At 39.2% G+C, this 13249-nt stretch carries 10 protein-coding genes and 1 pseudogene; 4 read left to right on the forward strand and 7 right to left on the reverse strand.

Annotated elements, in window-relative coordinates; all coding sequences use genetic code 11:
* Positions 1 to 78 precede the first annotated feature (78 nt).
* From C228_RS15195 to gyrA, 6 genes and pseudogenes are all read right to left on the reverse strand, one after another.
* Positions 79 to 1011, reverse strand: a complete 933-nt coding sequence (locus C228_RS15195) for an ATP-binding protein (protein ID WP_018652507.1) — start codon at positions 1009 to 1011, stop codon at positions 79 to 81.
* Between the two features lie 3 nt (positions 1012 to 1014).
* Positions 1015 to 1518 (reverse strand): AlbA family DNA-binding domain-containing protein, encoded by a 504-nt coding sequence (locus C228_RS15200; RefSeq protein WP_018652508.1) that lies wholly within the window; start codon positions 1516 to 1518, stop codon positions 1015 to 1017.
* 153 nt (positions 1519 to 1671) lie between these two features.
* Positions 1672 to 2778 (reverse strand): restriction endonuclease subunit S, encoded by a 1107-nt coding sequence (locus C228_RS0110145; protein WP_018652509.1) that lies wholly within the window; start codon positions 2776 to 2778, stop codon positions 1672 to 1674.
* Between the two features lie 265 nt (positions 2779 to 3043).
* Positions 3044 to 4045 (reverse strand): annotated as a pseudogene (locus tag C228_RS13625) (virulence RhuM family protein).
* The gene (locus tag C228_RS0110155) at positions 3951 to 5507 is read right to left on the reverse strand and encodes a type I restriction-modification system subunit M (protein ID WP_018652512.1); all 1557 of its coding nucleotides are present in this window, start codon (positions 5505 to 5507) and stop codon (positions 3951 to 3953) included. Before C228_RS0110155 ends, C228_RS13625 begins: the two are co-directional and overlap by 95 nt.
* A 96-nt stretch (positions 5508 to 5603) precedes the next feature.
* Positions 5604 to 8294, reverse strand: coding sequence for a DNA topoisomerase (ATP-hydrolyzing) subunit A (gene gyrA / locus C228_RS0110160; protein WP_018652513.1), 2691 nt, complete (start codon positions 8292 to 8294; stop codon positions 5604 to 5606).
* Positions 8295 to 8487: 193 nt separating this feature from the next.
* On the opposite strand from gyrA, the gene ubiG reads away from it, so the two are divergent.
* The gene (gene ubiG / locus C228_RS0110165) at positions 8488 to 9198 is read left to right on the forward strand and encodes a bifunctional 2-polyprenyl-6-hydroxyphenol methylase/3-demethylubiquinol 3-O-methyltransferase UbiG (RefSeq protein WP_018652514.1); all 711 of its coding nucleotides are present in this window, start codon (positions 8488 to 8490) and stop codon (positions 9196 to 9198) included.
* Positions 9199 to 9260: 62 nt separating this feature from the next.
* Here the strand turns inward: ubiG and C228_RS0110170 are convergent, their stop codons facing one another.
* On the reverse strand, positions 9261 to 9821 hold the full coding sequence (locus C228_RS0110170; protein WP_018652515.1) for a YtfJ family protein: 561 nt from the start codon (positions 9819 to 9821) through the stop codon (positions 9261 to 9263).
* 191 nt (positions 9822 to 10012) lie between these two features.
* On the opposite strand from C228_RS0110170, the gene yajC reads away from it, so the two are divergent.
* Genes yajC through secF form a run of 3 tightly spaced genes read left to right on the forward strand, consistent with a single transcriptional unit; the run spans position 10013 to position 13166 of the window.
* The gene (yajC, locus tag C228_RS13630; RefSeq protein ID WP_005597904.1) at positions 10013 to 10309 is read left to right on the forward strand and encodes a preprotein translocase subunit YajC; all 297 of its coding nucleotides are present in this window, start codon (positions 10013 to 10015) and stop codon (positions 10307 to 10309) included.
* Positions 10310 to 10333: 24 nt separating this feature from the next.
* The gene (gene secD / locus C228_RS0110180; RefSeq protein ID WP_081618479.1) at positions 10334 to 12181 is read left to right on the forward strand and encodes a protein translocase subunit SecD; all 1848 of its coding nucleotides are present in this window, start codon (positions 10334 to 10336) and stop codon (positions 12179 to 12181) included.
* Between the two features lie 10 nt (positions 12182 to 12191).
* Positions 12192 to 13166 carry a protein translocase subunit SecF gene (gene secF / locus C228_RS0110185; RefSeq protein WP_018652517.1) on the forward strand — a complete coding sequence of 325 codons (975 nt, stop codon included), beginning with the start codon at positions 12192 to 12194 and terminating at the stop codon, positions 13164 to 13166.
* Positions 13167 to 13249 lie beyond the last annotated feature (83 nt).

Raw genomic sequence — 13249 nt, forward strand, 5'->3', positions numbered from 1 at the left:
ATTATTTTTCAATAAGTTATCACTTAATGCTAAACTTGCTTAAAATGTGTTAGAACTTACTTAACCCTTTTTAAACGTCTATATTGCATTGACATCACGCTGTTTTAAGCTATGGCGCTCAATAATACGACTGTCAATAAAACTATTTAAATAAGCTCGTATTGAGTTAGCATTAATATTTGTATGTTCAACTAACTCGGTTAATGTTGCCATATTATTTAAAAATAGATAAGTAAGAATTTTTCTTTGTGTTTCATTGTAAGCTAACCAATTTTCTTCAATAAGAACCATAAGTTCCGTTGATATAGTTTTCTCGTGTAACCTGATCCGATTTCTCAATGTTAAATAAACATTACCATTTTGTTCTCGGTACTCTGGTTGAGTGAGCATTGATTTTTCCATTGACTCATAAATTCGAGAGACACCCTCATTTAGTTGGCGAACATAACCAAAATCCTCCAAAGCCCTTGCAATTCTAGGATTTCTTGCAAAACGCTCCATTTTAATATTTTCAATCGTTACTTGTGCAGGTAATGGACCGCTATTGCTAATTTCTAGTCTGTCATCAAAATGTTTAATATAAATGGCATTACCAGAAACATTATAAGAACGATGACATAAAGCATTTACCACACCTTCTAACCACGCCTCTTCGGGATATTCAGGGACTTTCCTAAATTTACCTGTTTCAATATCTAAAAAATAATAATCCCTCAACGAAGCTCGTAAAAAATAAGCCACTTCGTCAATCAGTTTAGGAATATTATTTTCAAAACGTTGATCTTTGATGACATTATGCTCTGTCCCCACCTTTGCAATCGTTCCATCATAACGAATATAACGGACGGAAGCCGAAGGAATATAACGTTCAGGATTTTGACCAAAGAGTAAAATTGCAGATTTTTTAAGCTGATATTCACCCTCTTTTTTAGATACTAAATTACGATTATACAATAGCTGAAATACATCACCTTTTGTGAAATTTACCTTCTCTTTATAGGCTTGTAGCAATTCTTAATCAAGATCATCCATATCAAAATCAACAACGACTTCATCTTCAAATAAACGAATATTTTTATCATATTCCAACTTTTTAATTTGTTCTTGATTAAGCTCTCTATTACTATCAGCAACACGCAAATAAAATTTTTCGTTATCTTTACGACAATAAATACGCTCTAAATCTTGCTCAACGTGAAATAGAAAAATAAGTTTTTCATCTATTTCAATTTCTTCCAACTGAATATGGCAAGGCGGCTTAATAAAATCAAAAACGAGCTTACGATAATCATCTAATTTATCAGCAATCTGGCGTAAATCTTGTATCTCTCCTGCATCTGATACGCCAAAAGCTAAAATTCCACCATCGGCATTCAACATACCGATTAACTCTTCGGCAATTTTAGTGGGTTTAATATCTTTTTCACCTAACCCCTTACGCTCAAAATACTGATTTTCGGGCTGTGTCACTAAGTAATCCTTAGTCACGATACTGTTAATTTTTGATATGGATTCCATCTTTTTTCCTTGCTTACTTTCTCTCAAATCTTGCTTAGTGAAAATCAAACCTTATTTTTTCAATATGTTAGAAAATATTTCCTACCTTGCTTAAACTACATCAAAAATTGCTTACTACCGTAAAATACCCATCAACTAGATAATTTTGTACTACTACTTAAACCCCAACAACTGCTCACGATAATATTCATACTGCTTGCGTCTTAATTCAATCTCTTTTGGTAAACCGTCTGAAATAGAGTTCGTCAAGCGGTCAAATTTATCCAAAATATCCACGATTTTTTGTTGGGTGGATAATTGGGGGATTGGGATTTGGTATTTTTCAAACATTGGCTTTCTTAGCGATGTAACCGACGAATTTGCTGATTTCATTCTTAAATAATGAGCAAAATTATTTTGTATAAAATAGAATAAAAATTTTGGAATTATTCTTTCTGAATTAACTACAATTCTATATGCTCGCTGATGTAGAGCATATTTTCCCGAAACATAATGAAATACCTTCCCAACGCCTACACCATCACCAGCAGTAATAATTGATGTTTCATCAAATTCATATTCATTAATTGTTTTGGGTTCTTGCGAACGAACAAAAAAGGGATACAATCCATTATCAATTGCTTCATTAGTATTTCTACTACCAGTGCCAATTTCCGCCACTTCCCCTAAACTTTTCCACTCCACATCATCGCCAAAGGTCAATAACTCATTACGATAATAATCATATTGCTTGACACGCAAAGCTAATTCAGCTTCCAGCGTAGCTTCCAGCTTCGTAAAAATGTCAAGTGTTTTTACGATTTTTTCTTGAATTTCGAGTGGGGGGATTGGGATTTTATATTTATCCGTATCTGGAGTTGCAATTTGTGGCATTTGCATTTTTGAACCGATATTCTGAAAGTGCGGTTCATTTTGTTTTAGAAAATAATAAACAAATTTAATATTAATATTTTCATTTTTACTATGATATGACCACATTTCATTTTTATGAGAAAATGGCTTGTCATAATATTCAAATTCAATAATTCCCCGTGATTTTACAATAATTGACGGTTCATTATTGATGTCTTTTTGGGGAATATCATTAAAATCAACAAAAGCAACTGTTCTTCCGCCTGCAAAGATTTTTACAGGGGCATTTTCTTTGTGCAATTCTTTCATTTGTCCAGCAGTTATTTTTGTGCCTTTTGTACGGATTAAAACCTCCCCCAAACTTTTCCATTCCACTTTGCAATCTTTAATCAGTTCTAAAATATTCATTATTTATTTCCCATTTGCAAAAATTCGTTAAAATCTGACCGCTCTTTATCTCTTGTAGGATGGGCTTTAGCCCATCATTCGCCTACCAACACAAATCAATTTGATGGGCTGAAGCCCATCCTACTTTTACTTCCATTCCAGTTTGTAGTTTTTAATCAGTTATAAAACATTCATTGTTTATTTTCTTTTTATTTTTTGGATCTTAGGCTTTTTTCAAAGTCGGAGATAATTTTTTGGGTTTTGTTAAATTCATCATATTCCGCCTTTACTTTGGTATCAGCTTGTTTTTTGCTGAACGCCCTTTTCCGTCTAGAATTTCATATTTTCTAAACGCCAAAAACTCATTGATGCTTGTCGCAAAATCTTGCATTGTGAATGTATTTTCCCGTTCAATTAAATCCTCGATATAATCAAAATACCCTGTTACGGCTCTTTCTAATTGCTTAATTTGTTTTTCTGCCAAATAGTTTTTGGCGATGGTTACATCGCTTTTTAATATTCTACCGTCTGGGGCGTTTTTCCAAGATGTCAGCCCCATATTTTCTTTGTTTTTATCCGCACTTTCACTGATGATTTCGGCGGCGGTTTTACCTGTGATGGCATAGTGAAATTTGTTTTGCACCATTGCGTAAAACTCTTTGGTAATTTCAGCTTCTTTGTCGTAATCCAAACTGCATTCGGCAAAAATATCGGTAATTTGCAGCCATATTCTTCGCTCGCTGGTTCGGATAGAGCGAACTCGCTCTAATAATTCTTAAAAATAATCTTTGCCAAAAGTGGTCTTGCCCTGAGCTAAACGTTCATCGTCCATAACAAAACCTTTGGTCATATATTCTTTTAAAATACCTGTCGCCCAAATTCGAAAATTGGTTGCCTTACGGGAATTAACCCGATAACCCACAGAAATAATGGCATCAAGATTGTAAAAATCCACCAAACGCTTTACGTTGCGATTGCCTTCTTGCTGAACTATTTCCATTTTGGAAATAGTTGCATCTAATTGTAATTCTCCTTCCGAAAAAATATTGGAAAGATGTTTTGAAATTGCTGGCACTTCTACGCCAAACAGCTCCGCCATTGCTTTTTGTGTTAGCCAAATAGTTTCGTCTTTTACGGCAACATTGACCGAAATGGCTTCTTCGGCATTGTTATATAACAGATATTTTAATTCTTTATCCATTATGACACCCCTCAATATCCCCGATGATTGCATCAATCTGTACACGCAAACGGTCGATTTTTGCCACAGTTTCGCTAATTTCGGCATTGAGTTCGCTGATATTAATCACTTCTCGCTCGTCTTTTGCCTCAACGTAAGAGCTTACTGCAAGGTTGTAGTCATTGTCTGCAATCGCTTGGTTGTCCACCATTTTAACCAAGTGATCGATATCGGCTTTATCACTGAATAATTTGAGAATCTCAGCGATATGCTCATCGGTTAAAACATTGTTGTTGGTTTCTTTCTTAAAAATACCGCTTGCGTCAATAAATTGGGTTTTGCTATCGGTTTTATTTTTCGACAACACTAAAATATTCACCGCAATGCTCGTGCCAAAAAATAGGTTTGGCGCAAGGGAAATCACGGTTTCTACAAAGTTGTTATCCACCAAATATTGACGGATTTTTTGCTCTGCACCGCCACGGTAGAAAATGCCGGGGAAGGTTACAATCGCCGCACGCCCACGAGCCGAAAGATAGCTAAGTGCGTGCAAAATAAAGGCAAAATCAGCTTTTGATTTTGGAGCGAGTACGCCAGCTGGGGCAAAACGCTCATCGTTAATCAGCGTTGGGTCGCTATCGCCCACCCATTTCACAGAATAAGGAGGGTTAGACACGATTGCGTCAAACGGCTTGCTGTCGCCAAATTGTGGCTTGAGTAGCGTATCGCCAAGCGAAATGTCAAATTTGTCGTAGTTGATGTTATGCAAAAACATATTCATACGAGCAAGGTTGTAGGTGGTGTGGTTGATTTCCTGCCCGAAAAAGCCTTCTTCAATAATGTGGTCGTCAAATTGCTTTTTCGCCTGCAACAAGAGTGAACCAGAACCACACGCAGGGTCATAAATTTTGTTTACCGCTTTTTGACCGTGCAACGCAAGTTGGGCAATCAATTTTGATACATTTTGTGGCGTGAAAAATTCGCCGCCTGATTTCCCCGCATTTGCCGCATAGTTAGAAATTAAGAACTCGTAAGCATCGCCAAACAAATCAATTTGGTTATCTTCAAAACGCCCAAAAGGCAGTTCAGCTACGCGTTGTAGCACCGCTGCCAATCGCTTATTTTTGTCTTCCACCGTATTGCCCAAGCGGTTAGATGTGGTATCAAAATCCGCAAACAAGCCCTTAATGTCGTTTTCAGAATCGTAGCCTGTAGCAGAGCTTTCGATAGCAGTAAAAATTTCTTTGAGTTCGGTGTTTAAATTTGGGTTGTTATGGGCATTTTTTACCACGTTTTCAAACAGCTGGCTTGGGTAGATAAAATAGCCTTTTTCTTTGATAACGTGTTCTTTGCCTAACTTGATATTTTCATCATCGTCCGACCAAGTTGCATATTTTATGCTCTCATCGCCACCCTCAATGTAATTCACAAAATGTTCGCTAATAAAGCGATAGAACAACGTACCAAGCACGTATTGTTTGAAATCCCAACCATCAACCGAACCACGTACTTCATTTGCGATTTGCCAAATACTACGTTGAAGTTCTGCTCTTTGTTGAATTGCTGTCATCTTACCTTTCCTCTCTTGCTTATAATCAAAAGCGGTCGGATTTTTGCAAAATTTTACCAAAATCCGACCGCTTGTTTAGGGTCTTACGCCCTTTGTTTAGGCTTCTGTTGAAGTTTCTGTGCTTTCTACGTTGTCTAACGCTTCGCTGTTTTCGTCTTCATCATCAGGTTCGCAAACTCGTTCTACACTTACTACGCTTTCGTCATCTGCAGTACGGATAATGCGAACGCCTTGGGTGTTACGACCAACGAGGCTGACTTCTGCGACTCGGGTACGAACTAGCGTTCCGGCATCGGTAATCAACATAATTTGATCCGCCTCTTCAACTTGAACCGCTGCAACCACTTTACCGTTACGCTCGTTCACTTTGATAGAAACCACACCTTTAGTTGCACGAGATTTAACCGGATATTCGCCAATCACGGTACGTTTACCGAAACCGTTTTGCGTTACAGTCAGAATATCGCCTTCCGTACGTGGAATCACAAGTGAAACCACTCGGTCAGTATCAAGACTTACTGAAGACTCTTCCGCTTCCTCGTTTTCAATTTCTACGATTTCCGCTTCTTCAATTTCTTCACTTGAAATTTCTGTCGTAGCAAGCTTAATGCCTCGAACACCTGTTGCGGTACGTCCCATTGCACGCACCGCTTTTTCTGCAAAACGTACCACTCGACCTTGTGCCGAAAACAACATAATCTCGCTCTCGCCATCGGTAATATCAACGCCGATTAACTCATCGCCTTCACGAAGTTTTAATGCAATTAGACCGCTTGATCGCACGTTACTGAACGCATCTAAACTTACTTTCTTCACTACACCGCTTGCGGTTGCCATAAAGATAAATTTATCCGCACTAAACTCACCATTCGGAATCGGTAGAATCGCAGTGATACGCTCATTTTCTTCTTTCACTAACGGCAGAATGTTCACGATTGGCGTACCACGTGCACCACGGCTTGCTTGCGGTAATTGATATACTTTTAATTGATATAAACGACCACGGCTTGAGAAACATAAAATTGTATCGTGGGTATTCGCCACTAATAATTTCTCAATGAAATCGTCTTCTTTCATTTTAGTAGCCGATTTACCTTTACCGCCACGACGTTGTGCTTCGTAGTCGGAAAGCGGTTGATATTTCACGTAACCTGCGTGAGAAAGTGTGACTACTACGTCTTCTTGGGCGATTAAATCTTCCATATTAATATCGCCCGAAGCCGCTGTAATTTCGGTACGACGTTCGTCACCGAATTCTGCTTTCACTTTTTCTAATTCTTCACGTATCACTTCCATTAAGCGTTCTGCACTGCTTAGAATATGTAATAACTCGCCGATTTCAGTAAGTAGTTCTTTATATTCATCAACAATTTTTTCATGTTCTAAACCGGTTAAACGGTGTAAACGTAATTCTAAAATCGCACGGGCTTGTGCTTCAGAAAGATAGTATTGACCGTCACGTACACCTAAGTTTTCCGGTAAATCTTCCGGACGTGACGCATCTACGCCGGCAGCTTCTAACATTGGTGCTACATTACCCAATGCCCACGCACGCGCTAATAAACCTTCACGCGCTTCGTCCGCTGTTTTTGAGTTACGAATTAACTCAATAACCGGATCGATATTGGCTAATGCAATCGCTAAACCTTCTAAAATATGCGCACGCTCACGCGCTTTGCGTAATTCAAAAATGGTACGGCGTGTCACCACTTCACGGCGGTGTTTCACGAATGCTTCGATAATTTGTTTTAAGTTCAATACTTTCGGCTGACCGTGATCAAGCGCAACCATATTGATACCAAACGTGACTTGCATTTGAGTTAATGAGTAAAGGTGATTTAATACCACTTCACCGACCGCATCACGTTTTACTTCGATAACAATTGAGATGCCTTTTTTGTCCGAATGATCTTGAATACCGCTAATGCCTTCGATTTTCTTATCTTTCACTAATTCGGCAATTTTCTCGATCAACTTCGCTTTGTTTACTTGGTACGGAAGCTCAGTAACAATAATTTGCTCACGGCCTTTTTCCGTGGTTTCTACGCTTGCTTTAGCACGCACATAAACTTTACCACGACCGGTACGATACGCTTCTTCAATCCCTTTACGACCGTTAATAATCGCCCCTGTCGGGAAATCCGGCCCTGGGATAAAACGCATTAATTCTTCAATGCTGATTTGCTCGTTTTCAATATAGGCTAAACAACCGTCCAACACTTCATTTAAGTTGTGCGGTGGAATATTGGTTGCCATACCAACCGCAATACCGGATGAACCATTTACCAATAACGCAGGGATTTTGGTCGGTAATACGTCCGGAATCATCTCTTTGCCGTCATAGTTCGGCGAGTAATCCACGGTTTCTTTATCTAGGTCCGTTAATAATTCCTGCGTAATTTTTTGCATACGCACTTCGGTATAACGCATCGCTGCCGGTGCATCGCCGTCAATTGAACCAAAGTTACCTTGACCGTCAACCAACATATAACGAAGTGAGAACGGCTGTGCCATACGTACAATGGTGTCATAAACAGCTGAATCACCGTGCGGGTGATATTTACCGATTACGTCACCCACCACACGTGCAGATTTTACGTGTGGACGGTTAAACGTATTGCTGTTTTGATCCATTGAGAATAACACGCGGCGGTGTACCGGTTTTAAACCATCACGCACATCGGGTAGCGCACGTCCGACAATAACAGACATCGCATAGTCGAGATAAGACGTTTTTAACTCGTCTTCAATACTGACGGGGGTAATATCTTTGGCTAATTCGCTCATTGAAATTTCCTAATCACGTTTATAAAAAAGATTGCCCCAAACTACGTGGAAAGTAGAGGGCGAAAAATTCACGCAATTATAGCATAAAAAACAGTTGAAAGTTGAAAATTGAAAGTTGAAAATGTAAGGAAGCGGTCAAATTTGCCATTTATTTCGCAATTTGACTTTTCTATCTATCTTTCCAGAGGCTGTAATGCGTAATATTGACCAACAAGAACTTGATAAATTTGAAAAAATGGCAACCACTTGGTGGGATCCGAACGGTAGTTTTAAACCGATTCATCTGCTCAATCCATTACGCTTAGACTATATTCAACAAAAATCAAACGGTTTATTCGGAAAAAAAGTGTTGGACGTCGGCTGTGGTGGTGGCATTTTAAGTGAAGCTATGGCAAAAGCCGGTGCCAATGTTACCGGTATTGATATAACGACCGAACCGCTTGAAATTGCACGTAAACACGCCGAAGAAAGCAGTTTAACCATTGATTACCAACAAACCACTATTGAAGATTTTGTACAAAATCAGACCGCTTGTCATGCCGAGAAATTTGATGTAATTACTTGTATGGAAATATTGGAACACGTGCCTGATCCACTTTCTATTATTCAGAGTTGTAAAGCATTACTTAGACCGAACGGCGTACTATTTCTCTCAACTATCAATCGCACGTTCAAGGCTTATATGTTAGTCATTATTGGGGCGGAATATGTTTTAAAAATGTTGCCTAAAGGTACACACGAATTTGAAAAATTCATCAAACCGGCAGAATTATTGAATTGGTGCGATCAAGCAGAGCTTCGTTGCCTAGAAATGAAAGGCTATCATTTTAATCCTTTAACCGAAAAGTTTTGGCTAAATAATGATGTAAGCTGTAATTATATTGCTTTCCTTACCACCGAATAAGCGGTCAAATTTTCATAATTTTTTACAACAATAAGGGCGTTATGAAACGCCCTTATGATTTTTTATTTTTCAGTTAATTGCTTAACTAAATCAATCACTTGCTGAACTTGCATCGGAGATAACTTGCCTTCCGAAACAAATTGTACTTTACCCGTTTTATCTAATACTGCGATAAAACTTTCTTTCGCTTTTAAACCCCACGCATTTTTCACACTACCGTTTTGGTCTAATACCACTTGGCTGTGCGGATTTTCAATTTTACCGTCTTCAACGCTATTTTTTACAAACACACCAGTACCGACAATCGCATCATCCGCATTCACAATTGTGACGGTTTGATATTTAGTCCGATCAAAACCTGCCGATTTAATTGCTTCAATCAGAGCTTTATTTTTATCTTTTACGCTGCTTCTGCCGGCAAAGTGATGAACCACTCGCACTTTACCGTTTAAGCTTGATGACTGCCAGTTTTTATAACTTATTTTGTTACCATTCAACGTTAATTCGCCATCTTTCGCGACCGTAATACTCGGTAATGCCGCATTGAGTTGTACATTATGCGCAAAAGCGACATTCGCAAATAAAAGTGAGAAAAGCGTAGCTAATTTAAGAGAATTTTTCATTATTTTTCCTTTGTGAATTGAATTTTATGAAACTTAACACAATATTTGAATCCTACTGTAAAAAGAAAATCTTAGCACTAACATTTTCCTCTCGTTAAACAGTTGAATTTATGCTATTTTAACGACCAATTTTCTCATTTATATGGGAATTTTTTCTTTTAAACACTAACCTATTGATTTAAGGAGCTTTTATGCAACAAGGTGGCGGATTAGAAATGATCGTAATTTTAGCGGTATTCGGTCTTATTTTTTATTTTATGATTTATCGCCCACAAGCGAAACGCCAAAAACAGCAACGTGATTTACTTTCTAACCTAGCAAAAGGTGATGAAGTATTAACAAATGGCGGCTTAATTGGTCGTATCACTAAAGTAAGTGCGGAAAACGAAAACATCGTGATCGCATTAAACGATACAACCGAAGTGGTGATTTCTCGTAACTATGTTGTTGCAGTATTACCAAAAGGTCAAATGAAAGCCCTTTCTTAATTTTCCTATCTTAGGGGATTTATTGTGTTAAATCGTTTCCCATTATGGAAGAACCTGATGATTATCATCGTGGTACTCATCGGTGGTTTATACGCTCTTCCAAATCTATACGGCGAAGATCCGTCAGTACAAATTTCAGGTACTCGAGGTCAAGAAGCCACGAGCGAAACGCTCGCTCAAGTTCAGGGAACATTGTCATCAATGAATATCACACCAAAATCAGCCGTTCTTGAGAACGGCTCGATTTTAGTACGTCTTGAAAATGATGAACAACAATTACCTGCTAAAGAAAAAATTTCTGACGTCTTAGGCGACAAATTCTCTGTTGCACTAAACCTTGCGCCGGCAACACCAAGTTGGTTAACCGATATCGGCGGTAGCCCGATGAAACGAGGCTTAGACTTACGCGGCGGTGTACGCTTCCTAATGGAAGTGGATATGAACACGGCACTGACTAAACAACAAGAAAGCCTACAAGACGGCTTACGCAGCGAATTACGTAAAGAAAAATTACAGTATAAAGCGGTTAAAAAAGGCGAAAATTTTGCAACTGTGATTGAATTTGCCGATGCGGATACGGCTGAAAAAGCAGCTCGCTTTGTACGCCGTCAGCATACTACGCTCGAAGCCACATTTATTGATACGACCACCGTATCATTTACGCCTTCAGCAGAGGGCTTATCCGCTTCTCGTGATACTGCAATCGAACAAAACTTATCGATCTTACGTAAGCGTGTGGAAGAATTAGGTGTTTCTGAGCCGACTATTCAGCGTCAAGGAGCAGACCGTATCGTGGTTGAATTGCCGGGTGTACAAGATACTGCTCGAGCTAAAGAACTTCTTGGTGCAACAGCGACATTAGAATTTCGCTTAGTAAATGCCGAAGCAAGCCCTGAATCTGCAGCTCGAGGTATTGTGCCAGCCGACTCAGAATTAAAATTCAACCGTGATGGCGGTGCTGTTGTGTTACGCCGTAAACCATCTTTAGGCGGTGAACATATTATTGATGCAACATCAGGTAAAGATGAACGTGGTTTACCGCAAGTAAGCATCAATCTTGATGCGGAAGGCGGTAATATGATGGCGGAAATTACCAAAAGTGCTGTAGGTAAACCGATGGCAACTCTTTACAGCGAGTTTAAAGACTCCGGTCGTAAAGATGCAAAAGGTAAAGTGATTTTAGAAAAACACGAAGAAGTGATTAATGTGGCAACCATTAACTCACGTCTTGGCAGCCAATTCCAAATTACCGGGATTAACTCGCCGGCAGAAGCACAAAACCTTGCGGTTCTTTTACGTTCAGGTGCATTAATTGCGCCGATTGTCATCGTAGAGGAGCGTACTATCGGTGCTTCATTAGGTGCGGATAACGTAGCGAAAGGGATGGAAGCCGGTATGTACGGCTTAATTTTAACTATCGCATTTTGTTTAATTTACTACAAAATGTTCGGTCTATTCGCTGCCGCAGCACTCACAGTAAATATGGTGCTAACTGTTGGTTTAATGTCATTAATTGGTGCTACGCTTACCATGCCGGGGATCGCCGGTATCGTACTTGCTGTAGGTATGTCGGTGGATGCCAACGTGTTAATTTATGAGCGAATTAAAGAAGAATTGCGTAACGGGCGTTCAGTTCAACAGGCAATTCACGAAGGTTATAACGGTGCCTTCACTTCGATTTTCGACTCAAACTTAACCACTATTTTAACCTCTTTAGTGTTATATGCAGTGGGTACAGGCCCGGTAAAAGGCTTCGCAATTACCCTTGCACTTGGAGTAATGATTTCAATGTTCACCGCAATTACCGGTACTCGTATGCTTGTTAACTGGGTATACGGCGGCAATAAACGTGTGAAAAAACTTTGGATTTAAGGTGGAATAAATGGCAACTATACAAACAGAAAAAGATGCGTCGGAAATTAAACTGCCGTATAAACTTGTTCCATTTATGAAATATCGTTATGTCGGTTTCGTATTTTCATTAATCGTCACCGCATTATGTATTTTCTCTATCGTCACCAAAGGGTTTAACTGGGGTTTAGATTTTACCGGTGGTACGGTAATTGAAACCACCTTCTCACAACCTGCCGATTTAGGCAAGGTACGCAGCTTATTGGAACAAAACGGTTACGGTAATGCGTTAGTGCAAACGACCGGCAGCCAAAAAGAGCTTATGATTCGTTTACCGGCGTCTGCGGGGGATATGTCTTTAGGTAACAAGATTATGGATCTTGTACATCAAGATTTAGACCCCTCGGCAACGATTAAAAGTGTTGAATTCGTAGGACCTAATGTGGGTGAAGAACTTACTCAAGGTGCAATTTGGGCAACGCTTGCAACGCTCGGTATGTTATTACTTTACGTTGGTACTCGTTTCGAAATTCGTTTAGCGATTGGCGGTATTCTAGCGTTATTCCACGACGTATTAGTTACTATCGGTATTTTCTCATTCTTACAGATTGAGATTGACCTGACTTTCGTGGCGGCAATTCTTTCCGTAGTAGGTTATTCATTAAATGACTCTATCGTGGTATTTGACCGTGTACGTGAGAACTTTAGTAAAATTCGCCGTGTAAGTTCGCAAGAAGTAATTGATATTTCGTTAAGTCAAACGCTTTCAAGAACCTTAATGACTTCGGTAACAACTTTATTTGTGGTTGCCTCATTATATTGGTTCGGGGGCCCAACGATTCATAGCTTCTCACTCGCATTATTGATTGGTATCGGCTTCGGTACTTACTCATCAATTTATATTGCGATTGGTGTCGCATTACAACTTGGTTTAAACCGTGAACACATGGTAAAACCGGTTGTAGAGAAAGAAGGTGCCGATCAACAAGCATTTGTTGATTACTGACTAAGAGGGATAGTTTCTTGCTAAATTATCGTGTATAATTAGCGCGATTACTCAAAGGGGTGGAAATTTTCCGCCCCTTTGTC

This window comes from Actinobacillus capsulatus DSM 19761, from assembly GCF_000374285.1.
Classification (GTDB): Bacteria; Pseudomonadota; Gammaproteobacteria; order Enterobacterales; family Pasteurellaceae; genus Actinobacillus; species Actinobacillus capsulatus.